Source organism: Amycolatopsis sp. NPDC024027 (assembly GCF_040638975.1).
Lineage (GTDB): Bacteria > Actinomycetota > Actinomycetes > Mycobacteriales > Pseudonocardiaceae > Amycolatopsis.
The window spans coordinates 67865-89838 of the sequence record NZ_JBEZYY010000012.1 but is presented as its reverse complement, the minus strand read 5'-3'; the positions used below and the strand labels follow the sequence as shown (position 1 = coordinate 89838).

22 protein-coding genes are annotated in these 21974 nt (G+C 72.5%); 11 read left to right on the top strand and 11 right to left on the bottom strand.

Annotation, left to right across the window (positions count from 1 at the left end):
• Window positions 1-164 precede the first annotated feature (164 nt).
• A complete protein-coding gene (locus AB0F52_RS27450) occupies window positions 165-764 on the bottom strand; it encodes a hypothetical protein (protein ID WP_360176895.1) in 600 nt (199 codons plus the stop codon).
• A 488-nt stretch (window positions 765-1252) separates the two neighbouring features.
• Here AB0F52_RS27450 and AB0F52_RS27445 point away from each other — a divergent pair, with 488 nt between their 5' ends.
• Window positions 1253-2809 carry an alpha-L-arabinofuranosidase B gene (locus tag AB0F52_RS27445; protein WP_360176892.1) on the top strand — a complete coding sequence of 519 codons (1557 nt, stop codon included), beginning with the start codon at window positions 1253-1255 and terminating at the stop codon, window positions 2807-2809.
• A 164-nt stretch (window positions 2810-2973) separates the two neighbouring features.
• On the top strand, window positions 2974-4212 hold the full coding sequence (locus AB0F52_RS27440) for a GDSL-type esterase/lipase family protein (RefSeq protein WP_360176889.1): 1239 nt from the start codon (window positions 2974-2976) through the stop codon (window positions 4210-4212).
• A 13-nt stretch (window positions 4213-4225) separates the two neighbouring features.
• Here AB0F52_RS27440 and AB0F52_RS27435 read toward each other — a convergent pair whose 3' ends face one another.
• Window positions 4226-4384 (bottom strand): hypothetical protein, encoded by a 159-nt coding sequence (locus AB0F52_RS27435; protein WP_360176886.1) that lies wholly within the window; start codon window positions 4382-4384, stop codon window positions 4226-4228.
• Between the two features lie 381 nt (window positions 4385-4765).
• Window positions 4766-5830, bottom strand: coding sequence for a LacI family DNA-binding transcriptional regulator (locus AB0F52_RS27430; protein ID WP_360177525.1), 1065 nt, complete (start codon window positions 5828-5830; stop codon window positions 4766-4768).
• Window positions 5831-5946: 116 nt separating this feature from the next.
• On the opposite strand from AB0F52_RS27430, the gene AB0F52_RS27425 reads away from it, so the two are divergent.
• From AB0F52_RS27425 to AB0F52_RS27400, 6 genes are all read left to right on the top strand, one after another.
• Window positions 5947-7194, top strand: a complete 1248-nt coding sequence (locus AB0F52_RS27425) for an ABC transporter substrate-binding protein (protein WP_360176883.1) — start codon at window positions 5947-5949, stop codon at window positions 7192-7194.
• 8 nt (window positions 7195-7202) lie between these two features.
• Window positions 7203-8147 carry a sugar ABC transporter permease gene (locus tag AB0F52_RS27420; protein ID WP_360176880.1) on the top strand — a complete coding sequence of 315 codons (945 nt, stop codon included), beginning with the start codon at window positions 7203-7205 and terminating at the stop codon, window positions 8145-8147.
• On the top strand, window positions 8144-8953 hold the full coding sequence (locus tag AB0F52_RS27415) for a carbohydrate ABC transporter permease (protein WP_360176877.1): 810 nt from the start codon (window positions 8144-8146) through the stop codon (window positions 8951-8953). Before AB0F52_RS27420 ends, AB0F52_RS27415 begins: the two co-directional genes overlap by 4 nt.
• 26 nt (window positions 8954-8979) lie before the next feature.
• Window positions 8980-10686: a trehalase family glycosidase gene (locus AB0F52_RS27410; RefSeq protein WP_360176874.1), complete on the top strand. Its 1707-nt coding sequence runs from the start codon at window positions 8980-8982 to the stop codon at window positions 10684-10686.
• Between the two features lie 170 nt (window positions 10687-10856).
• The gene (locus AB0F52_RS27405) at window positions 10857-11549 is read left to right on the top strand and encodes a hypothetical protein (protein ID WP_360176871.1); all 693 of its coding nucleotides are present in this window, start codon (window positions 10857-10859) and stop codon (window positions 11547-11549) included.
• A 99-nt stretch (window positions 11550-11648) separates the two neighbouring features.
• Window positions 11649-12035, top strand: coding sequence for a hypothetical protein (locus tag AB0F52_RS27400; RefSeq protein WP_360176868.1), 387 nt, complete (start codon window positions 11649-11651; stop codon window positions 12033-12035).
• A gap of 133 nt (window positions 12036-12168) precedes the next feature.
• On the opposite strand, the gene AB0F52_RS27395 is transcribed toward AB0F52_RS27400, so the two are convergent.
• On the bottom strand, window positions 12169-12741 hold the full coding sequence (locus AB0F52_RS27395; protein WP_360176865.1) for a TetR/AcrR family transcriptional regulator: 573 nt from the start codon (window positions 12739-12741) through the stop codon (window positions 12169-12171).
• A gap of 85 nt (window positions 12742-12826) precedes the next feature.
• On the opposite strand from AB0F52_RS27395, the gene AB0F52_RS27390 reads away from it, so the two are divergent.
• On the top strand, window positions 12827-13723 hold the full coding sequence (locus AB0F52_RS27390; protein ID WP_360176862.1) for an aldo/keto reductase: 897 nt from the start codon (window positions 12827-12829) through the stop codon (window positions 13721-13723).
• A gap of 58 nt (window positions 13724-13781) precedes the next feature.
• Window positions 13782-14723, top strand: coding sequence for a helix-turn-helix domain-containing protein (locus tag AB0F52_RS27385; protein WP_360176859.1), 942 nt, complete (start codon window positions 13782-13784; stop codon window positions 14721-14723).
• Window positions 14724-14759: 36 nt separating this feature from the next.
• On the opposite strand, the gene AB0F52_RS27380 is transcribed toward AB0F52_RS27385, so the two are convergent.
• A complete protein-coding gene (locus tag AB0F52_RS27380; protein WP_360176856.1) occupies window positions 14760-15224 on the bottom strand; it encodes a VOC family protein in 465 nt (154 codons plus the stop codon).
• Between the two features lie 111 nt (window positions 15225-15335).
• Here AB0F52_RS27380 and AB0F52_RS27375 point away from each other — a divergent pair, with 111 nt between their 5' ends.
• The gene (locus tag AB0F52_RS27375; protein WP_360176853.1) at window positions 15336-16316 is read left to right on the top strand and encodes a WYL domain-containing protein; all 981 of its coding nucleotides are present in this window, start codon (window positions 15336-15338) and stop codon (window positions 16314-16316) included.
• 34 nt (window positions 16317-16350) lie between these two features.
• On the opposite strand, the gene larE is transcribed toward AB0F52_RS27375, so the two are convergent.
• The 6 genes from larE to AB0F52_RS27345 are packed head-to-tail and all read right to left on the bottom strand — an operon-like array spanning window position 16351 to window position 21934.
• Complete coding sequence (gene larE / locus AB0F52_RS27370) at window positions 16351-17154, bottom strand: ATP-dependent sacrificial sulfur transferase LarE (protein ID WP_360176850.1); 804 nt, start codon at window positions 17152-17154, stop codon at window positions 16351-16353.
• A complete protein-coding gene (gene larC / locus AB0F52_RS27365) occupies window positions 17154-18287 on the bottom strand; it encodes a nickel pincer cofactor biosynthesis protein LarC (protein ID WP_360176847.1) in 1134 nt (377 codons plus the stop codon). The genes larE and larC overlap by 1 nt, the downstream gene beginning before the upstream one ends.
• Window positions 18284-18970: a nickel pincer cofactor biosynthesis protein LarB gene (gene larB, locus AB0F52_RS27360; protein WP_360176844.1), complete on the bottom strand. Its 687-nt coding sequence runs from the start codon at window positions 18968-18970 to the stop codon at window positions 18284-18286. Before larB ends, larC begins: the two co-directional genes overlap by 4 nt.
• Entirely contained in the window at window positions 18967-20244 is a 1278-nt protein-coding gene (larA, locus tag AB0F52_RS27355) for a nickel-dependent lactate racemase (protein ID WP_360176841.1), read from the bottom strand. The genes larB and larA overlap by 4 nt, the downstream gene beginning before the upstream one ends.
• On the bottom strand, window positions 20241-21086 hold the full coding sequence (locus AB0F52_RS27350) for an amidohydrolase family protein (protein WP_360176838.1): 846 nt from the start codon (window positions 21084-21086) through the stop codon (window positions 20241-20243). Before AB0F52_RS27350 ends, larA begins: the two co-directional genes overlap by 4 nt.
• Window positions 21083-21934: a fumarylacetoacetate hydrolase family protein gene (locus AB0F52_RS27345; RefSeq protein WP_360176835.1), complete on the bottom strand. Its 852-nt coding sequence runs from the start codon at window positions 21932-21934 to the stop codon at window positions 21083-21085. Before AB0F52_RS27345 ends, AB0F52_RS27350 begins: the two co-directional genes overlap by 4 nt.
• Window positions 21935-21974: the final 40 nt, after the last annotated feature.

Here is a 21974-nt window from a genome sequence, read left to right as displayed (position 1 = left end):
CTCCTGGCGGCGGCTGGTCCGACGACATGAATGACTCATTCATGTCGTCGGACGCCAGGAATGAGTCATTCACTGCATCGCCGCGGCCGGAAGTCCGCACTGACCGGGCCGGTTGCGGGGGAGCGAGCGGTTCCCGAACGTCAAACAACTCGCGACGCGCGACACTAGCCGGCCGGCAGGCCGGATGTCCGTGCGGGCAACGGTTCCCGGACCGCGGCGAGCAGGAACATCCCCGCCGCGACGCCGAGCATCGTCAGCACGCCCCGCGGCCAGAAGATGTGGCTGTCGAAGAAGGACACGCTCGCGGCCAGCAGCACCGCGGCCCCCGGGGCCGCCCGCCACGCGGCTTCCCGCGCGACGGCCGCGACGATCAGGACATTGGCCGCGAGAAAGCACAGCGCGCCGGTGTGCCCGAGGCCGTCGCCGATGCCGAACACCGCGCCGGTGACCGGGGTGACCGCGTGCTCGGCGTGGACCACGGTTCCGGCGGCGATGCCGGCCACGGCGTCGAGCCCGCCGTAGAAGGCGGCGAACCCGAACGCGGCGAGCCGGCCCGGGCGGCGGAACGCCGCCGGTGCGGCGGAGAGCAGCAGCCACTGGGCCACCGCGAGCAGGGGGAACACCGGCAGCAGGACGACGTGCAGGGTGGTCCACCACGGGGCACTCGCCGGGCTCAGCGCGAGCGGGTGCGCCAGGCCGGCTCCGGCCAGGAGGAGCCCGGGCGCGGCGTACCCCGCGGCGCGCGACCATCGAGAGTGAAGCATCGGCTGACGGTATCGGCGATCCGGCCCGCCCGGCGATTACCGAACTCTTACCGCACCGCCGCCGGGTTCTCGGCCGGCGCGAACCCGCGCATCGGGAATGGCCGACTCCGCTGACGGGGCGGCTCGGCGGCAGGTCCTCGGTCAACGCCCACTGGGCATCCGAGAGCGGCCCGGCGGCAGATCTTCGCCCCACGCCCACTGGGCTTCCGAGAACACCCCGGCCACTCATCACGCTCCTCGTCAGAGGTGCCCCTGGCGGCGACGACCGGCGCGGAGGGCAAGGGCGCCAACGGATCCGGTGCCCCCGGGCCGGTCCGCGGCGGGAAAACCGGCCATTGCACTCCGTCGGCCCGAGGGTTATGTTAGCGCTCACAATCGCTCCGCTTGTGCCGTTCCTGCGTGTCGGTGATCAAGGAGGAGGTTGGCAATGACGCCGGCCCGCGCATCTGTCGATTCGACGATTTCCGTACTCCAGCGGGAGATCATTCATGTCACGACAGCCGAGACACGTCCGTAAGCACCGCATCGCATCGGCCCTGATCGTCGCCGGCACGCTCGTCACCGGCCTCCTCGTCGGTGGCGGTACGTCCCAGGCGGCCACCCAAGGGCCGTGCGACATCTACGCCGCCGGCGGCACGCCCTGCGTGGCCGCGCATTCCACGACCCGGGCCCTGTACGGCGCCTACACCGGTCCGCTGTACCAGGTCAGGCGCGCGTCGGACAGCGCCACGCGCGACATCGCCCCCTTGGCCGCGGGCGGCGTGGCCAACGCCGCGACGCAGGATTCGTTCTGCGCGGGCACGACGTGCCTGATCACGGTCATCTACGACCAGTCCGGCCGGAACAACCGCCTCACGCAGGCGCCGCCGGGCGGGTTCCAGGGGCCGGCCGCGGGCGGGTACGACAACCTCGCCAACGCCACCGCGGCACCGATCACCGTCGGCGGCCAGAAGGCGTACGGCGTCTACGTGGCGCCGGGCACCGGTTACCGCAACAACAACACCAACGGGATCGCGACCGGTGACCAGCCGGAGGGTATGTACGCGATCTTCGACGGGACGCACTACAACGGCGGCTGCTGCTTCGACTACGGCAACGCCGAGCGCAACAGCCGCGACAACGGCAACGGCACGATGGAAGCCATCTACTTCGGCAACATCAAGGTCTGGGGCTACGGCGCCGGCAACGGGCCGTGGATCATGGCGGACCTGGAGAACGGCCTGTTCTCCGGGGTCAACCAGCACTACAACGCCAACGACCCGAGCATCGGCCATCGCTTCCTGACGGCGATCGTCAAGGGTGGCCCGAACCGGTGGGCCATCCGCGGCGGCAACGCCCAGTCCGGCGGCGTGTCCACCTTCTACGACGGCGTGCGGCCGAACGTCTCGGGCTACAACCCGATGAAGAAGGAGGGCGCCATCATCCTGGGTATCGGCGGCGACAACAGCGTCGGCGCCCGCGGCACCTTCTACGAAGGCGTGATGACCTCCGGTTATCCGTCGGAAGCCACCGAAAACGCGGTGCAGGCCAACATCACCGCGGCCGGCTACGCCACGGGTTCCGCGAACACCGGGCTGACGCCGGGCACGTCCGTCTCGCTGCGCGCCACCACCGCCTGCTGCACCGACCGCTACATCCACCACACGGGATCCACTGTGGACACCGCGGTGATCGGCAGCGGCAGTTCGGCCACGGAGAAGGGCAACGCGTCCTGGACCGTCCGGACCGGACTCGGCAGCGGCTCGTGCGTGTCGTTCGAGTCGAAGAACGTGGCCGGCCAGTACCTGCGGCACCAGAACTACCGGTTGTCCCTGCAGGCCAACGACGGGAGCTCGCTGTTCGCCCAGGACGCGACCTTCTGCCCGGAGGCCGGCCGCAACGGCCAAGGTGCCTCGCTCAGATCGCTCAACTTCGCCGACCGGTACGTCCGCCACTACGACAACCTCGTCTACATCGCCGCCAACGGCGGTTCGAACACCTTCGACAACGCCAACGCCTACAGCGACGACGTGAGCTGGCTCGTCAGCGCACCGTGGGCGTCCTGATCAGAACCGTTTTCACGCGCCCTGCCCGGCCGACGGGCAGGGCGCGTGATAGCGCTTTCCCGGCTGTCTTGCCCGGACGGTGAATTCTGCGTTACGCTCGGTGCGGAATGCTCCAGCGGAAGTGTTTTCCTTTCTCCGCGGCCCTCGTCGAAAGGACGCCTCGGATGCGTATCCGCCGAACCGCTGTGGTCCTGGTCGTTTCCGCGTCACTGCTGAGCCCCGCGCCGGCGGAGGCCGCGCCCCCGGGGTGGGCGCCACCGGGTTCGGTGACCCTGACGGAATCCTCGCTCGAAGGCGTGCACGGCACGGCTCCCGACGCCACCATCCGCAACGTGCTCACCGTGACCGCCACCGGGGTGGCGCTGCGGGTGCGGCTGAGCAACCCGTTCGGCAGCACCGCGATGACCGTGCGGTCGGTGTGGGTCGGCCGGCAGCCGTCGACGAATTCGCCCGCGCTGGTGCCGGGATCGAACCACCGGGCCACCTTCGGCTTCCGGCACGCGGTGACGATTCCGCCGGGTGCCAGCGCGTGGACCGACCCGCTGCCACTGTCGGTCCGGCGCGGCGACCACGTCGCGGTGAGCGTGTACGCGCCGGGTGCGCCGATCAACGACCACACCTTCCCGCCGCCGGAGACGTTCACGCCGGGGTCGTTCACCTCGGCCGGACCCGGCGACGCCGGGGCGGACGAGTCGGGGAGTGCCTACGGGCCGTTCGCTCCCGGCGTCCTGTGGTGGGCGGACGCGATCAGCGCCGTGTCGCCCGCCCGCGGCACGATCGTCGCCCTCGGCGACTCGATCACCGACGGCTACAACGCTTTCGGCGGCGGTCCGCGCTGGACCGACGTGCTCGCCGAGCGCCTCGGGACGCTCCCGCCGTCACGGCGGCTGTCGGTGGCGAACGCGGGGATCAGCGGCAACACCGTCAGCGTCCAGCCGAACCCGTACGACCCCACCGGCCAGTGCTGCGGCCCGCCCGCGCCGGCCCGGCTCGACCGGGACGTGCTCTCGCTGCCCGGCGTGCGGTACGTCCTGCTCCTGGAGGGGACGAACGACCTCGGCGGCGGCGACAACGCCCCACCGGCCCCGGCCGCGCAGGTCATCGGCGCCATGCGCACCATCGCCGGGCGGGTGCACGCGACGGGCCGCCGGATCGTCGGCGCGACGATCCTGCCGATGTGCAACGCCGCCGGCAGCCCGAAAGAACAGGCCCGGCTCGCGGTCAACGCGTGGATCCGCACGTCCGGGACGTTCGACGCGGTGCTCGACTTCGACGCCGTGCTGCGCGACCCGGCGGACCCGACGGTCATCCTCGCGGACCGGCGCACCGACTGCTACCACCCGAACGCGGCAGGCGACCGGCTCCTCGGCGATTCGATCGATCTGAAGGTGTTCGCCCGCTGACCCGCGGCCGCTGCTACGTCTTGCCGGAGGCTGCGGGGCGCCGGCCGGGCGGGGGCTGCGTGGGCGGCCGGCCGGGGCCGCCGCCGACCGGTGCCGGTGCGGGGCCGGGCTCCTGGGCCTGGGCCCGGCGGCGGCCGATGACGGTGACGATCAAGTGGTCGATGGGTGACATCGAGGTCTCTCCGCAACTCGGGTGTCCCCCTCCGGATTCCGGGCTTCCCGCCGCACGGCGGCTCGAAACCCGGAGCGGGCCGCTCGGCCGGCCAGTGAACCCGCGAGGCCTTCGTGCAGGTCGGGGACCATCGAACCGGTTCGATCGGAGTGTACTCCCGCGGAACGGCGACTCGGCCGTGCCGCGGCGGGGCGCCGACCGGGCGAGCGGGTGGGGCGGGTCGGCCGGGTGGGCGGCCTGGCGAGTGGGTGGGGCGGGTCGGCAGGATAAGCGAGCGGATCGGTCGGATGGGCGGCCGGGCGAGCGGGTGCCCGGGTAGTGCCGGGTGGGCGGGCGAGCGTGGTGTCCAAGTCGGCCGGGTGGGCGAGTCCGGCGTCCGGCTCAGCCGTGGCGGCGCCGGGCGCCCGTGCTCGACCGCAGCGAGATCGGCGGCTCCAGCAGCGCGTGCCGCGGCTCCGCGTCCGCGTCCGCGATCTGCGCCAGCAGCAGGTCCACCGCCAGCCGGCCCAGTTCCACCGCGGGCACGTCCGCCGCCGTCAGCGGGGGGTGGAAGTCCTCCGCCAGGCGCTCCGCGATCACCCCCGTCAGCGAAAAGTCGCGAGGGACCTCGAGGCCGGCCCGGTGCAGCGCGCGCTGGACGCCAGGCAAGGCGGCTTCGTTGATCGTCACCGCCGCCGTCACCGAAGGCCACTGCGTCCGGATCTGCTCGAAGCAGGCCAGGCCCGCGGCCGCTTCGTCCGCGCAGCACACCGTTCGCGCCGTCAGGCCTCGCGCCGCGGTGGCGTCGAGGAACCCCGTCGCCGAGCGCAGGGCGGGGCCGTAGCCCGCCGCGACGAGCTCGGCCGAACGGTTGATGAGCACCACCTCTTCGTGGCCGAGATCCGCCAGGTGGTGCACGCAGCGGGTGATCAGGGCGCCGTAGTCGACGTCGACCCACCAGGACGCCCCCGGGTGCTCGACGTGGCCGATCGTCACGAACGGCAGGCTCGCCTGGCTCAGCCGCTCGACCCGCGGGTCTTCGAGGAGGATCTCCATCAGGATCACGCCGTCGACCCGCCGGCCGGTCACGATGCGCTCGAACGACCGGTCGTGGTCGCCGCCGCTGGGGGAGAGCAGGACGTCGAGGTCGTGGGCGGCCGCCGCATCGACGACGCTGCCGACGAACCCCAGCTGGACGTCGGTCAGCCGGCGGCTGGCGGGCGGCACCACCAGACCCAGGGTGCGCGTGCGGCCTTCGGCCAGGGCCCGGGCGCTGGCGTTGGGCCGGTAGCCGAGTTCGGCGATGACGTCGTTGATGCGCTGCACGGTGGCCGCCGACACCGGGCGCTTGCCGCTCAGCGCGTACGACACGGTGCTGCGCGAAACCCCGGCGCGGCGCGCAATCTCCCCGATGTTCATGCCACTCCTGACCGTTTTCCAGAACCGGTTCGATCGTAGTACACGCAGTATTGCGCAGGAGTGCTCGCGGGGTTTACGGTGACGCGGCCTCCATCATCGAACCGGTTCGATGATGGACCGACCGCCTCCAGGTCGTCGCTGGTGCCGACAGGAAGGACCCCTCCATGAAGCGTCACCCGATCATCCGGTTGCTGTCGGTGGCCGTCGCCGCGACGACGCTGGCCGCCTGCTCCTCCGGGACGGCCCCCAGCGGGGGCACGGGCGGGACGGGCGCCGGCGGCGCCTTCACCGTCTGGGACCCCTACCCCCAGTTCGACGCGAGCTCCGCCTGGGCGAAGGTCGTCGACAAGTGCGGTGCCGACGCCGGGGTCAAGATCGCGCGGCAGGCGTTCGACACGACCGACCTCACCAACAAGGTGCTGCTCGCCGCCCAGCAGAACACCGCGCCGAACGTCCTCGTGGTCGACAACCCGGTCGTCTCCACCCTGGCCGAAGGCGGCGTGCTCAAGTCCAATGCGGACACCGGGCTCGACGCCGCGCAGGTCGCCCCGAACCTGCTCGCCGCCGCCGACGTCAAGGGCCAGGTGTACGGCGTCCCGATCGGGGCGAACACGCTCGCCCTCTACTACAACAAAGCCGTGCTGACCGCGGCCGGCGTCGACCCGGCGTCGGTGCGCGACTGGGCCTCGCTCGACGCCGCGCTGGCCAAGGTGCACACAGCGGGCAAGAAGGGCATCACGTTCTCCGCCATCGGCACCGAAGAGGGCAGCTTCCAGTTCCTGCCGTGGTTCTGGGGCTCGGGCGCGAACCTGACCGACCTCGCCTCGGCCGGCGCCGTCTCGGCGCTCGCGCAGTGGAAGTCGTGGCTGGACAAGGGATACGCCCCGAATTCGGTGGTCGGCAACACGCAGACCACCAGCTGGCAGGAGTTCGCGACCGGCGACTACGCCTTCGCCGAGAACGGCACCTGGCAGCTGCAGAACGCGAAGAAGGCCGGCCTCGACTACGGCGTCCTCCCGATCCCGGCGCGGGCCGGGGGAGCGGCCCCGGCGCCGACCGGCGGCGAGTTCGTCACCGTGCCCGCCCAGAGCAGCCCGGACGCCGAGAAGACCGCGGGCAAGATCGCGTCCTGCCTGACCAGCCCGGCCAACGTCGGAGACTCCGACACCGCCTTGACCTACGTCTCCGCCGTGCCGTCCGTGCAGGAGAAGCAGGTCGCCGCCCAGCCGGAGCTGAAGGTCTGGGTCGACGCGGTCAAGGTCGCGAAGGGCCGCACCGGCGACAACCTCGGCACCCGGTACCCGCGGATCTCCGAACCGCTCTGGGGTGCCGTGCAGGCCGCGCTCACCGGCGCGAAGGCCCCGGACGCCGCGCTCGCGGCCGCGCAGGCGACCGCCGCGTCGGCGAAGTAGGCCTGCTCGTGCAGGACATCCGTGAACCGGTCACCGTCCGTCCGGCCGCGCCCGCGCCCGGACGGACGGGGCGCCGGCGGCCGCAGCTGCTCGCGTGGGCGTTCCTCGCACCGCTCGTCGCCTACCTCGTGCTGTGCTACGGCTATCCGCTCGTGACGAACGTCGATCTCAGCCTGCGCAACTACACCGTCCGCACCTTCGTGCACGGCGGGGCGCCGCTGGTCTGGTTCGACAACTACGCGGCGGTGTTCACCGATCCGACCTTCCGCACGGCGTTGCTCGACACGCTCGTCTTCACGGCCGCGTCGCTGCTCTTCCAGTACGGCATCGGCCTGGCGATGGCGGTGTTCTTCGCCCGCCACTTCCGCTTGGGCCCGACGCTGCGCGCGCTGTTCCTCGTGCCCTGGCTGCTGCCGCTGATCGTCTCGGGCTCGACCTGGGCGTGGCTGCTCAACAGCGAGTCCGGGGTGGTCAACTCCGTGCTGGGCTGGTTCGGCGCCGGCCGGATCGACTGGCTGACGTCGCCGTCGTGGTCGCTGGTCTCGGTGATCATCGCCAACATCTGGATCGGCGTGCCGTTCAACCTCGTCGTGCTGCACAGCGGCCTGCAGAACATCCCGGCCGAGGTGTACGAGGCGGCGTCGCTCGACGGCGCCGGGGCGTGGCAGCGGTTCCGGCACGTCACCTTCCCGCTCCTTCGGCCGGTTTCGGCGATCACCCTGCTGCTGGGGCTGGTCTACACGCTCAAGGTGTTCGACGTCATCTGGATCATGACCAAGGGCGGGCCCGGCGGGTCGTCGACCACCCTCGCCACCTGGTCCTACCAGCTCGGGTTCGGCAGCATGCTGCCGCGGTTCGGGCCCAGCGCGGCCGTGGGCAACGTGCTCATCCTGCTGGCCCTGGTCGCGGGGCTGCTCTACATCCGCGCGCAGCGCAGGCAGGAGGCACCGTGATCCGGCATTGGCGCACCGCGGTGGGGCTGGTCCTCACCGCCGTGATGCTGTTCCCGGTCTACTGGATGGTCAACGTGTCGCTGACCCCGGCCGGGCGGATGCGCAAGTCGCCGCCCGACTGGTTCCCCGCCGCGCCGACGTTCGAAGGCTACGAGCGGGTCCTGCGCGAGCAGCTCCCGTACTTCGCCACCAGCCTGCTCGTCGCGCTCGGCACCGTGGCGCTGACCCTCGCCCTGGCCGCGCCTTCGGCGTACGCGCTGGCCAAGCTCCGCCCGCGTGGACACCGGGCGCTGGGTTTCGTGCTGCTGGTCGCCCAGATGATCCCTGGGATCATCATGGCGCTGGGCTTCTACGGCATTTACGTCTCACTCGGCATCACCAACACCGCCTGGGGGCTGGTCCTCGCCGACTCGACGATCGCGGTGCCGTTCGCCGTGCTGATCCTCACCTCGTTCATGGCTTCGGTGCCGGACGAGCTCGTCCAGGCGGCCACGATCGACGGCGCGGGCCCGGTGCGCGCGTTCTGGTCGGTGGTGCTGCCCGCGAGCCGCAACGGGGTGGTGACCGCCGGGCTGTTCTCGTTCCTGTGGGCCTGGTCGGACTTCGTCTTCGCGGCGACGCTCGACGGCGGCGGCTCGCTGCGGCCGCTGACCCTCGGTATCTACCGCTACATCGGCAACAACAACCAGGAGTGGAACTCCATCATGGCGACGGCGGTGGTCGCCTCCGTGCCGGCCGCCGTGCTCCTCGTGCTGGCGCAACGGTTCGTCGCCGCCGGCGTCACCGCGGGCGCCGTCAAGGACTGAGCCCCTCTCCCGAAAGGACGACCCCTGTGCCCACGGGCGAATTTTCGCTGCGGGAAATTCCCTTCAGCTACCCGGGATCGTGGTTCGACGTCTCCCCGGTGGTGGCCCAGGCCACCTACGCCGACGACCTGCACCTGGTGTCCCACCGCCACGGCATGCACGCCGTGTTGGCGCTGGTCCCCGAACGCGGCGGCGAGCGGGCGGCGGTCCCGGCCGTCGCGACGCCGTCCGCGCTCACCTGGGGGAGCGGCGAGGAGCGGATCACGGCGGCGTTCGCGGCGCCGGACGCGCTCCGGATCGCCGGGCGCGGCCTGGCCATGCGGATCCGCGCGGCGGAGCTCACGCTGACCCCGTTCACCGGCACCTACTTCTTCGCCGATCCGGTCGACGGCTCGGCCGTGTTCACCTCCTACGAAACCGGGCACCGCTACCGCGTCACCGTCCTTTCCGGACACGTGCGGCACGTCGGCGCCGAAGCGCTCGGCACGGCCGAGCGGGCCGTCGTGGTGAGCGGCGACGCCTGGGAGGTGGTGATCGAGGAACTCCCCGGTGCCCGCGAGCCGTACTCGCCGGCACCGGCGTTCGACGACGTGGTCGCGGCCGCCCGGACCGGGTTCACCACCTTCGCCGACGCGGTCGCGCCGTGGCGCGGCGAGCGCACGCCGGCGGCCGAGCTCGCCTGCTACGTGCTCTGGTCGGCCATCGTGGCCCCGGCCGGGTTCGTCGGCCGCCCGGCCGTGCTGATGTCGAAGCACTGGATGGACAAGGTGTGGAGCTGGGACCACTGCTTCAACGCGCTCGCGCTGGCCGGCGGCCGGCCGGAGCTGGCCTGGGACCAGGTCCAGGTCGTTTTCGACCACCAGGACGACCGGGGCGCGCTGCCGGACTCGATCACCCACGCCGAGGTGCTGCGCAACTTCGTCAAACCGCCCATCCACGGCTGGGCGCTGGGCCGCCTGCGCGGCCGCCTTCCCGGTGGCCTGCCCGAAACCGGGCTCGCCTACCGGCAGCTGGCGGCGTGGACGACCTTCTGGCTCGAGCACCGCCGCGTTCCCGGCGGACCGCTCGCCCACTACGAGCACGGCAACGACAGCGGCTGGGACAACGCGACGCCGTTCGCCGAACGGCGGCTCGTGCAGACGCCCGATCTCGCCGCGTTCCTGGTGCTGCAGCTGAAGGAACTGGCCGTGCTCGCCGCCGGGCAGGGCGATCCCGGCGCGGCCGCCCGGTGGGACGCCGAAGCGGACACCATGCTGGCGGCGCTGCTCGGCGAGCTGTGGGACGGCACGAAGTTCGTCAGCCGCTCGGCCGCGACCGGGGCGGTGCAGTCCGGGGCGAGCCTGCTGGAACTGATGCCGATCGTGCTCGGCGAACACCTGCCGCCGGACGTGCGGGACAAGGTCGTGGCCGGGCTGGAGGCGCACCTCACCGGCGTCGGCCTCGCGACCGAGCAGCCGGAGTCCGCGTTCTACGAACCGGACGGCTACTGGCGAGGGCCGGTGTGGGCGCCCGTCACCGTGCTGATCGAAGACGGCCTCCGCCGCGCCGGCGCGACCGAGCTCGCCGACCGCGTCAGTGCCCGGTTCCGCGCGGTGTGCGAAAAGTCCGGCTTCGCCGAGAACTTCGACGCGCTGACCGGTGACGGGCTGCGCGACCGCGCCTACACGTGGACGGCCGCCGCCTACCTCGTGCTCGCCGGCGACGCCGAACACCGGCTCGCGCAGGCGAGGTAATACGCGGGTTTGTTCGACCAAATCGACAGTGTATCCCATTGAAATCATCGATGCCATTGTTCGGGTGGGTGGTAAGTCGGCAAATCACGCACAGAATCTTGACCGGTGGACAAGTGGCCTGTAATAGTCATTGCGGCTTCCCGTTCGATTACCGGTAAAGGACGATTCCCATGCACAACGTCGTGCGTTCCCTGCTCGTCTCGCTGACCGCGGCCGCCGTGGTGGCGACCACCGCCGGAGTGGCCGAAGCGGCCACCTGGTCGTCTTCGGACAAATGGGCGACCTGGTCCAACGGCGGGTACACCATCCGCAACGACGTCTGGGGCAGCGGTGCCGGTGCCCAGTCGATCTGGGCGAACTCCTTCAGCAACTGGGGGGTGTGGGCGGACCACCCGAACACCGGCGGGATCAAGTCGTACCCGCACTCGGCGAAGAACGTCGGCCGGACGCTCAGTTCGCTGCGGCAGGTTTCCAGCAGTTTCAACGTGAGCCGCCCGGGCAGTGGCGCCTACGAGACGGCTTATGACATCTGGGCGAACAACAACGCCTACGAAATCATGTTGTGGGTCAACAAGCAGGGCGCGGTCGGCCCGCTGGGCAGCAAGCAGACGACGGTGAGCGTCGGCGGGCACACCTGGGACGTCTACAAGGGATCGAACGGGTCGAACGCGGTGTTCTCGTTCCTGCGCACGTCCAACACCGACGCCGGCACCGTCGACGTCCTCGCGGTGCTGAACTGGATCAAGGCCCGTGGCTGGTTCGGCGACGTGACCCTCGGCGAAGTCCAGTTCGGCTTCGAAATCACGTCTTCTTCGGGCGGGTTGAACTTCACCTCCAACAGCTATTCCGTTTCCGCGTCCTGAGAGTTCAGGGCGGTCTCGCTCCACTGAGGAGGGGCGCGGTACCTTCAGGTTCTGCGAAACGGCTCGAAGGTGCCGCGCACCCGACAAGAAGGTGGATCGATGGAACCGGGCGAAATGGCACGAAAAGCCCTGGCTTGCGTGCGGATCTTCAACGGAGCGGCCGGCCTGCTCGCCCCCGCCCGGATGGCGGCGAGCCTCGGCAGCACGCCGGGGGAGGATCGGCGGTTCGGCTACCCCGCGCGCATGTTCGGGATCCGCACCCTGGTCCTCGGGACCGACCTGCTGCTGCTGAAGGCGGATGATCCGTCGGCCCGGCGGATTCTGCAGCAGGCGGTCCTGATCCACGCGACGGACACCGCGGCCGCCGTGTACGCCGGTGCGCGCGGTGAACTCCAGGGCAAAGCGGCGAAGTTCACGGTCGCGATCTCCGCCGTCAACACCGTGCTGGCGGTGATCTCACTCGCGACCGCCAAGCCGCGCGGCTGACGGCGGCTGGTGTCCCGCGTCGCGGCGATGCGGTGAATGACTCATTCATGGCGTCCGACGACATGAATGAGTCATTCATGTCGTCGGGCCAGCCGCCGCCAGGAGACTGTCAACGAACCTCAGACGCGTGAGGCTAACGGCTCACGCGCAGTGCGTCGAGGATCAAATCGAGCATCCGGCCGGTCCGCCCGGGGTCGCGCTCGTCCACCGTGGACAGGAACACCCCCAGCAGGAGCAGGGTCACGTCCTCCGGGTCGGCGGCGCGCAGCGTGCCCGCCTTCGCGCCGGCGTCGAGGATCGCCCCGATCGCGGCGGTGATGCGCTGCCGCGTCGCCGGTGTCGCGATGCGGCCCGACGCCACGCTCGCGCGGAGGACGTCTCCCATTCCGCGTTTGGTCGCCACGAACGCCGCGTAGCGGTCCATCCACGCGCGGAGGGCCTGCTCCGGCGCGAGTTCGGCGAGCAGGGCCGCCGCATTGCCGGTGACGTCGTCGAGTTCCGCCGCGTAGACGGCTTCGACGAGCGCCTCGCGGGTCGCGAAGTGCCGGTAGAGCGTGCCGATCCCGACGCCGGCCTCGCGGGCGACGGCTTCGAGCGCGACGGTGCCGTCGGCGGTGGCGAACGCGGCGCGCGCCGCCGCGACGAGCTTGTCCCGGTTGCGGCGCGCGTCCGAGCGCAGGGGGAGGGCGGGTTCGGGCGAAGACAAAGCGGAGGCACCTCCGGTTGTGCTACGGTCGGCTTGAGCGGAGGCTCCTCCGCTTCGCCATCATCGCACGAGGACGGGGATTTCCATGCCTTCCACCGCACGAGCCGCGCTCGCCGGCCGCACCGTCTCCCGCGTCGGCTACGGCGCGATGCAGCTCGAGCGCCTGCACGACGACCGCGCCGCGGCCGTCGCCCTCCTGCACCGCGCGGTCGAGCTCGGCGTCGACCACGTCGACACCGCCCAGTTCTACGGCAACGGCTTCGTCAACGGAGTCATCCGCGACGTCCTCTCCTCCGGCGAGGACCTCCTGGTCGCCACCAAGGTCGGCGCCGACCCCGACCCCGGCGGCCCGATCCCGCTCCGCATGGCGCAACGGCCCGAAGAGCTGCGCGCGAGCGTCGAGGACAACCTGCGGGCACTCGGGGTCGACCGGCTCCCGCTGGTCAACCTGCGCCGCGCGGACCGGCGGCCCGGCGTGCTCGCCGAGGGGGAGCAGCTCGTCGGCCTCGACGACCAGCTCGCGGTGCTGACCGCCCTGCGCGAAGAGGGGAAGATCGGCGCGATCGGGCTCAGCGCCGTCACCCTCGACGTCCTGCGACGGGCGCTCCCGGTGGGGATCGCCTGCGTGCAGAACGCCTACAGCCTCGTCGGCCGTGCCGACGACGACATGCTCGAGCTGTGCCTCGCGGAGGGCATCGCCTGGGTGCCGTTCTTCCCGCTGGGCGGCGATTTCCCCGGGATGCCGAAGGTGACCGACGAGCCCGCGGTCCGGGCCGCCGCGCAGGCCCTCGGCCACACCCCGGCGCAGATCGGCCTGGCCTGGCTGCTGCACCGCGCCCCGAACGTCCACCTCATCCCCGGCACCGCGAGCGCGGCGCACCTCGAAGCCAACCTCGCCACCGCGGACATCGAGCTCGACGGCGAGACGCTGGCCGCGCTGGACGCGATCCCGGCCCGCTCGATGGACGTCAGCCTGGGGTGACCACATCAACACGAGACGCCGGTATCCGGCCACCGGGCCGCCCGCGTAGTTTTGCGGCATGTACACGGTGGCGGTGCTGGCCCTCGACGATGTGATCGCCTTCGATCTGGCCACCCCGATCGAGGCGCTCGGACGGGTCCGGCTGCCGGACGGCCGCGGCGGTTACCGGATCGTCGTCGCCGGACCGGAGCCGGTGGTCGACGCCGGTCCGGTGCGGCTCTCCGTCGAGGTGGGGCTCGACGAGGTCGCCCACGCCGATCTCGTCGTCGTCCCCGGGCGGAACGACCCGGACCGGCCGACCCCGGACGGCGTGGCCGAGTTCCTGCGGGCCTCGGTGGCGCGCGGAACGCGGGTCGCCTCGATCTGCGTCGGCGCGTTCACCCTCGCCGAGGCCGGCCTGCTCGACGGGCGGCGGGCGACCACGCACTGGCTCGCCACCGACGAGCTGGCCCGCCGGTACCCGGCCGTGCGGGTCGAGCCGGACGCGCTGTACGTCGACAACGGGCAGATCCTGACCTCCGCGGGCGCGTCGGCGGGGCTGGACATGTGCCTGCACATCGTGGAGCGCGACTACGGCGCCGCGGTCGCCGCCGACGCCGCGCGGCTCGCCGTCGCGCCGCTGCAGCGCACCGGCGGCCAGGGCCAGTACATCCTCCGCAACCGCCCGACGTACCAGACCGCGACGCTGGAGAAGGCGCTCGCGTGGATCGAGGAGAACGCCCACCGCCCGCTCACCCTGGCCGACATCGCCGACGCGGCGGGCATGAGCACCCGCACGCTGACCCGGCACTTCCACGCCGAGACCGGGCAGAGCCCGATCCAGTGGCTGACCGGGGTCCGCATCCGGCACGCCCAGGAGCTGCTGGAGCTCACCGACCACACGATCGACCGGATCGCCGGCCAGGTCGGGTTCCCGTCGCCGAGCAACTTCCGCGTCCAGTTCGCCCAGACCGTGCGGGTCAGCCCGAGCGCGTACCGCAAGACGTTCCGGCCGCGGTGACGGGCGGGGTGCGCGGCCGCACCCCGCCCGGCCCGGTCAGCCCCGGTATTCGGCCGCGACGTCGATGATCCAGGTGACGCCGAAGCGGTCGGTCAGCATGCCGAACGCCGGGGCCCACTGGGCAGGCCCGAACTCTTCGATGACGGTCGCGCCCTCGGCGAGGCCCTTCCACACCGGCGAGACCTCGTCGACGGTGGCGCCGCGGACGGACAGGAAGAACGGCTCCTGGGTGATCGTCGTGCCGTTCTCGCGGCGGGTGCTGGGCGCGGCCGGGGTGGCCGGGCCGTCGGTGCCGGGGACGTCGTAGGCCATCACACTGAAGCCGTTGTCCGCGGTGACCTGGCCGAACACCACCTTGTCCGTGTCGGGGAGCCCGGCGGGCAGCCCGAAGTCGCCGTAGGTGACGACGGTGGCCTGGCCGCCGAAGACCGACTGGTAGAAGCCGAGCGCCTCGCGGGCCTGGCCGGTGAAGTTGAGGTGGGCGACAGCGGTGAGGGACATGTGTTCCGGTCTTTCTCGAGGAGTTCCGCGCCGGAAGGGGTCCGGCGGTAAAGCCACCATCGCAGCAGTAGCGGCCAGGGAACGTCCGCTTCTCGTGGCACCATGGAAGTCATGCCGGTCGCTTCCTCGACGGCGACCTCGGGTCGCCTGCTCTCGCTGCTGTCCCTGCTGCAGGCGCGCCGGGACTGGCCGGGCGCGCTGCTCGCCGACCGGCTGGGCGTCAGCGACCGGACCGTGCGCCGGGACGTCGACCGGCTCCGGGAGCTCGGCTACCCCGTGCAGGCGGTCAAGGGACCGGAGGGTGGCTACCGGCTCGAAGCCGGGGGCCGGATGCCGCCCCTGTTGTTCGACGAGGAGCAGGCGGTCGCGCTCGCCGTGGCGCTGCGGATCGCCGCCGGGACCGGCGCGGGCATCGAGGAAGCCGCGCTGCGCGCCCTGGCCACCGTGCGCCAGGTGATGCCGTCGCGGCTGCGGCAGCGCGTCGACGTGCTCGAGATCGCCGCGGCCGGCGGTCCCGCGGTCCAGGTCGCCACGGACGTCCTGCTCGCGCTGAGCTCGGCGATCCGGGCCACCGAGGAAGTGCGGTTCGACTACGAGGCCCCGTCGGCGGACCCGGGGCCCCGGCCGCCGCGCCGGGTGCAGCCGCACCACCTCGTCGTCCGGAACGGGCGGTGGTACCTGATCGGCTGGGACGCCGTCCGGGAGGACTGGCGGACCTACCGCGTGGACCGGCTGCGCCCGCGCGTGCCGAACGGGCCGCGGTTCACCCCGCGGGAGGTGCCGGGCGGTGACGTCGCGACGTTCCTCGCCGCCCGGTTCAAGGGTTCCGCCACCGCCGACGTCTGGCCGTGCCGGGGCGAAGTGGTCCTCGACCGTCCCCCGGCCGACGTGGCACCGTTCGCCGGCGACGGGATCGTCGAGGAGGTCACCCCCGGCAAGACCCGGCTGCTGACCGGATCCTGGTCCTGGGCGGCGCTCGCGGCCGGCCTGCTGCGCTTCGACTGCGAGATCGAAGTGGTCGGGCCGGAGGAGCTGCGGGATGCCTTCGCCGATCTGGCCGGCCGAGCGACCCGCGCGGCGAACGGCCGCTGAGCAGTGCGGTATCGCGGGTTCCGTGTCCGGGAGGTCAGCCTGGTTCGTGGTTGAGGGTGCCGGAGCGGAAGGACGAGACGGCGGCGTCGGTGAACCCGACTGCCCGTACGGCTTCGAGCAGCCGCGGATCGTCGTGGAGTGCGGCGGCCAGGGTGGCGTCGAGCTCGATCCGGGCCGTGCCGCCGAGGTCGCGGACCCGCACGTCGCGGTAGCGCAGGCCGCGGTCGTCGAGGACCGCGCGCACCACCGCTTCGGCCTGTTCGATCCGGGCCAGCGTGGCCGTCGTGATCGGGATGCCGTAGCGGACCCGGCTCGCCAGGCAGGGCGCGGCCGGTTTGTCCGCCCAGGCCAGGCCCCACCGCCGGGCGATGGCCCGGACGTCCTCTTTGGACAAGCCGAGCGTGCGCAGCGGGGTGTGCACACCGAGTTCGTCCCCGGCGCGGATGCCCGGCCGGAACGGGTCGGTGGCGTCGTCGGCGTTCGTGCCGGTGGCCAGCGCCGGAAACCCGTGGGCGGCGGCCACTTCCGCGATCGTCGTGAGCACCGTGGTCTTGCAGAAGTAGCAGCGCTGACGCCCGTTGGCCGCATACCCCGGCTCGGCCAGCTCGCCGGTTTCCGGGGTGAGGTGGCGGACCCCGAGCTCGGCCGCGATCTTCTTCGCGGCGGCCAGCTCCACCGCGGCCAGGCTGGCCGAGTCCGCCGTCACCGCGAGCACGTCCGCCGGGCCGAGGGCCCGGACGGCGGCCGCGAGCACCAGCGCCGAATCGGCGCCGCCGGAGAACGCCACCGCGAGCCGGCCGACACCGGCGAGGTAGGTGATGAGCCTCGTGGAGTCCATCAGCGCCCCGCGGCGATCGTCGCGACGACGCGCGCCGGCAGGCCGAGCTCGCGTGCGGCGGCCACGACGTCGTCGTGCTCGGGTTTCGCGCCGTGCGGCCCGCGCTTGCGCCGCACCGGCATCCCGAGGACGTCGACCGTTTCGGTCTCCCGGGCGAGCGCGGTCCGGCGGACCGGGTACTCGCGCAGCCCGAGGCTGCCGGTTTCGGCGAGGACCAGGGCCCCGAGCCGGGCGGCGTGCTCCGGCTCGGCGAGTACGTGCAGGACGTGGGCCGGCCGGCCCTTCTTCATCGTCACCGGGCTGATCCACGCGTCGAGCGCGCCGGCCGCCAGCAGCTCGGCGACGACGTGCCCGAGGACTTCGCCGGTGACGTCGTCGAGGTTCGTTTCCAGCACGACCAGTGTGCGCTGCCCGGCGTCCACCGGTTCGCCGAGGTGCACGACGGCGATGTTCGGCCGGTCCGGCAGGGTCCGGGTGCCCGCGCCGTAGCCGGTGGCCAGCAGGCGGAACTCCGGCGGCGGCTCGAACCGGGCACCGGTGGCCTTCAGCAGCGCGGCCGCGGTGGGGGTGACCGTCTCGCCCACCAGGTCGCTCCCGACCGTCCGCGTGCCCCGCAGCAGCGCCGCGGTCGCGGGGGCGGGGCAGGGGAGAATCCCGTGCGCGGTGCGGACGGTGCCGGTGCCGAGGGGCAGCGCGCCACAGTACACAGTGGACACTTCCAGGGCGGCCAGCGCGGCGCATACGCCGATGACGTCGACGAGCGTGTCGTGGCCGCCGAGCTCGTGGAGGTGGACGCGCTCGGGTGCTTCCCCGTGCAGCCTGCCTTCCACCTCGGCGATCGCGCGGAGCGCGGCGACCGCCCGTTCGGCGACGGGCGCGGGCTCGACCCGGCCGGCCATCGCGATCAGCTCGGCCGCGGGACGGCTGGTGGCTTCGTCGGTGACGTCCACGAGCGCGCGAGCCGACGTCAACCCGTGGGTGAGCAAGGATTCCACGCGCAGGTCCCAGCCCGTCAGCCCGCTGGCGGCGACGGCGGATCGAATGCGCTCCAGTGGCGCGCCGGCGTCGACGAGGGCGGCCAGCAGCATGTCCCCGGCCAGGCCGGTGAACGGCGTGATGACGCAGATCGTCACGGTGAACTCCCCGGGACCGGCCTCCGCAGGACCTGGGCGAGCCGGAACGCGGCCATGGCCGCGCCGAACCCGGAGTCGATGTTGACGACGGTGATGCCGGCCGCGCAGGAGGCGTGCATCGCCAGCAGCGCGGTGACGCCTTCGAGGCCCGCGCCGTACCCGGTGGAGGTGGGGACGGCGATCACCGGACCGGCGACCAGCCCGCCGACGGCCGAAGCCAGCGCGCCCTCCATGCCCGCGACGACGATGACCGTGTCGGCCTCGCGCAGCCGGTCCGCCTCGGCCAGCAGCCGGTGGATCCCGGCGACTCCGACGTCGGTGACCGTCCGCACCGCGAGGCCGATGGCCGCGGCGACTTCCGCGGCTTCCTCGGCGACCGGGCCGTCGGACGTCCCGGCCGCGGCCACCGCGACCGTGAAGGCGGTCGCCGGGGCCGGGCGCCAGACCAGCAGCCGCGCGCCGGGGGCGTAGCGGCCGCCGGGGACCTCGGCCAGCACCGCATGAGCCGGCTCGGCGTCGACCCGGGTGACCAGCACCGGCCCGGTGTTGTGCGCGAGCAGCGTCCGCACGATGGCCGCGATCTGCGCGGGGGTTTTCCCGGGCCCGTAAACGACTTCCGGGAGCCCCTGCCGGTGTTCGCGGTCGAGGTCGACGCGCGCGAAACCGAGGTCGGCGGTGCTCATGCCACGTACGGGATCGTCAGGGGACCTTCGGGGAGGACACAGGCCCGCGCGCCCGGCCCGGCCCGGTCGAGGGCCTCGGCCACGGTGGCCGCGATGTCGGTGGTCCCGGTCAGGTGCGCCGTCGCGAGGTCGGCCCCGGTCAGCGCGCCGGTGTGCATGACGACCCGGCAGTCGTCCTGGATCTTCGCCTGGATCTGGACCTGCCACTGGTCGGGCACGGTCACCGGGCGGGCCGCGATCTCCGCGAGCAGGGCCGCCGGCGAACTCGCCGAGGCGAGGACTTCCCGGTAGGACCCGTGGTCGGGGAACCCGTCCCGGCACTCCGCGGCGCAGACGATCGTGCCGCCCGGCCTGGTGATCCGATGCGCCGCCGACATCCCTTTGACCGACTGGTAGAGGTTCTGGTCGAGGGGATAGCCGGAATTGGTCGTCACCACCACGTCGAACGGCGCCGGCACCGGCCGCATGGCGACGTCGCGGGCGGCGCGGACCGCGGCCGCGTGCATGGCGAGCAGGTCGCCGCCGAAGGCCCCGATGACGGCCTTGTCGCGGTTGAGGATGACGTCGAGGGCGAAGGTGACGCCGGTGGCCGCGGCGATCGCGCGGACGTCGTCGTGCACGGGATTGCCTTCGGTGATCCCCCAGGTGGCGTCGCGGTGCCCGATCCGGCGGGCGTCGTGCAGCACCAGCACGGTTTCCAGGGCCGCCAGCCCGGGCGCGACGAGCTTGGGGCCGCCCGAAAAGCCCGCGAAGAAGTGCGGTTCGACGAACCCGGTGGTGATCCGCACGTCCGCGGCCACCCATTCGCTGTTCAGCCACACCGGGACATCGTCGCCGTGGCGCCCCAGCCAGGTGAGGCTCCCGCGGTCGCGGGCGTCGTGGTTGACGATCCGGACGGTGTCGGCGACTTCGTCGCCGAACATCGCGCGCAGCTCGGCACCGGAGTTGCCGCGGTGGGTGCCGGTGGCGACCAGGATGACGACGTCTTCGAGGCGGACGACGCCGTCCAGTTCGGCGAGGATCGCCGGGATCATCAGTTCGCGCGGCTGGGGCCGGGTTCCGTCGCACGCCGAGATCGCGACCGTCTGCCCCGGCCGCACCCGCTCGCGCAGCGGCGGCCCGGCGACCGGTTCCCGCAACGCCCGGCGCAGCAGCACGTCCGCGGGTTCGGTGACCGGGTGGTGCACCGGCGTCACCACGGTGGTGACCGCCGGGTCGATGGCCAGCTCGAGACCGGTCTCGCCGTACGCGAGCCGGACGGTCCGGGCCGTCACGGCGCCAGCCCGTAGACGCGGCTCGCGGTCCCGCCGCGGACGGCGTCGCGTTCGGCCGGCGTCAGGCCGGCCAGGAGGCTGTCGGCGGCGTCCATGACTTCCGCGTACGTCCCCGCGAGCAGGCACACCGGCCAGTCGGAGCCGAGCATCAGCCGGTCCGGGCCGAACGCGGTCAGCGCGGTTTCCGCGTACGGCCGCAGATCCGCGGGCGTCCAGTGCCGCCGGTCGGCCTCGGTGACGAGGCCGGACAGCTTCGCGACGACGTTGGGTTCCCGGGCCAGCGTGGCCAGCCCGGTCGCCCAGGGCTCGAGCCGGCCGGAGGCGACCGGCGGTTTCGCGAGGTGGTCGAGGACGAAGGTGAGCTCCGGCAGCGCCCGGACCGCCGCGGTGGCCGCCGGGAGCTGGTGGGGCAGCACGAGCAGGTCGTACACCAGCCCGGCGTCGCGCACCGCCGCGAGCCCGGCCAGCACGTCTTCCCGTTCCAGCCAGCGGGGATCGGGCTCGGCCTGGACGAGGTGCCGGATGCCGGCCAGGAGTTCGCCGCCCGGCGCCGAGCGCAGCCGGTCGAGGTCCTCCGACGGTGAGCCGGTGAGGTCGATCCAGCCGACCACGCCGGCGATGAGCGGCTCCGCGGCCGCCGTCGCGAGGAACTCGACCGACTCCTCGAAGTCCGGCAGGACCTGGACGAGCACCGTCGCGTCGATCCCCAGGGCGGCCGCCCGCAGGTCGTCCGGGGTGAAGTCGCGCCGGATCGCGGTGGTTTCGTCGCCGTCCAGCCACGCGTGGCGGCGGACGGAGGTCTGCCACAGGTGGTGGTGCGCGTCGACGCGCCGGCCGGTCACGCCCGGCCGATCCGGTGGTGCTGGCGGCCGAGGCCGCCGATCTCCACCGTCACTTCGTCCCCTTCGGACAGGTAGGGGAAGTCGTTGGCGCCGAACGCGACCCCGGCCGGCGTGCCGGTGTTCACGACGTCGCCCGGCTCGAGGACCATGAACTGGCTGAGGTACCAGACGATGTGCCGGACCCCGAAGAGCATGTTCCGCGTGGTGCCGTCCTGGCGCGGCTGCCCGTTGACGGCCAGCCGCAGGCGGAGGTCCTGCGGGTCGCCGGCCTCGTCCGGGGTGACCAGCCACGGCCCGAGCGGGTTGAACGTTTCGCAGGACTTGCCCTTGGTCCACTGGCCGCCGCGTTCGTGCTGGAAGTCGCGCTCGCTGACGTCGTCCGAGACGGTGTACCCGGCGATGACCGCGTCGGCGTCCTCCGGCGTCGCGAGGTACCGCGCCCGCCCGCCGAGCACCACGGCGAGTTCCACCTCGTAGTCGGTCCGGGTGCTGGTCCGCGGGATGAGCACGGTGTCGTCCGGGCCGACGATCGTGTTGGTGGCCTTGAGGAACACCACCGGCTCGGCGGGCGGCTGCGCGCCGGTTTCCGCCGCGTGGTCGGAGTAGTTCAGCCCGATGCAGGCGAGCAGGCCGGGCCGGGCCACCGGGGCGCCGACGCGCAAGCCGGTGACGTCCAGGACGGGCAGGGTGCCCTCGCGCAGCGCCGCCCGCGCCCGCGCGACGCCGTCGGCGGTGAAGAAGGCGCCGTCGATGTCCGGGGTCAGCGACCGCAGGTCCCGCGCCGCACCGGTTTCGTCGAGGACGACGGGGATCTCGTGGCCGCGGTCGCCGAGGCGTTGGAAGCGCATGGCCGGGACCGTAGCAGACATATGATGTCTCTTTCAAAGG

Coding starts and splice junctions, on each gene's coding strand:
- AB0F52_RS27450 (WP_360176895.1), bottom strand. CDS start 764: ATGCTTCACTCTCGATGGTCGCGCGCCGCGGGGTACGCCGCGCCCGGG.
- AB0F52_RS27445 (WP_360176892.1), top strand. CDS start 1,253: ATGTCACGACAGCCGAGACACGTCCGTAAGCACCGCATCGCATCGGCC.
- AB0F52_RS27440 (WP_360176889.1), top strand. CDS start 2,974: ATGCGTATCCGCCGAACCGCTGTGGTCCTGGTCGTTTCCGCGTCACTG.
- AB0F52_RS27435 (WP_360176886.1), bottom strand. CDS start 4,384: ATGTCACCCATCGACCACTTGATCGTCACCGTCATCGGCCGCCGCCGG.
- AB0F52_RS27425 (WP_360176883.1), top strand. CDS start 5,947: ATGAAGCGTCACCCGATCATCCGGTTGCTGTCGGTGGCCGTCGCCGCG.
- AB0F52_RS27405 (WP_360176871.1), top strand. CDS start 10,857: ATGCACAACGTCGTGCGTTCCCTGCTCGTCTCGCTGACCGCGGCCGCC.
- AB0F52_RS27400 (WP_360176868.1), top strand. CDS start 11,649: ATGGAACCGGGCGAAATGGCACGAAAAGCCCTGGCTTGCGTGCGGATC.
- AB0F52_RS27390 (WP_360176862.1), top strand. CDS start 12,827: ATGCCTTCCACCGCACGAGCCGCGCTCGCCGGCCGCACCGTCTCCCGC.
- AB0F52_RS27385 (WP_360176859.1), top strand. CDS start 13,782: ATGTACACGGTGGCGGTGCTGGCCCTCGACGATGTGATCGCCTTCGAT.
- AB0F52_RS27380 (WP_360176856.1), bottom strand. CDS start 15,224: ATGTCCCTCACCGCTGTCGCCCACCTCAACTTCACCGGCCAGGCCCGC.
- AB0F52_RS27375 (WP_360176853.1), top strand. CDS start 15,336: ATGCCGGTCGCTTCCTCGACGGCGACCTCGGGTCGCCTGCTCTCGCTG.
- larE (WP_360176850.1), bottom strand. CDS start 17,154: ATGGACTCCACGAGGCTCATCACCTACCTCGCCGGTGTCGGCCGGCTC.
- larB (WP_360176844.1), bottom strand. CDS start 18,970: ATGAGCACCGCCGACCTCGGTTTCGCGCGCGTCGACCTCGACCGCGAA.
- AB0F52_RS27345 (WP_360176835.1), bottom strand. CDS start 21,934: ATGCGCTTCCAACGCCTCGGCGACCGCGGCCACGAGATCCCCGTCGTC.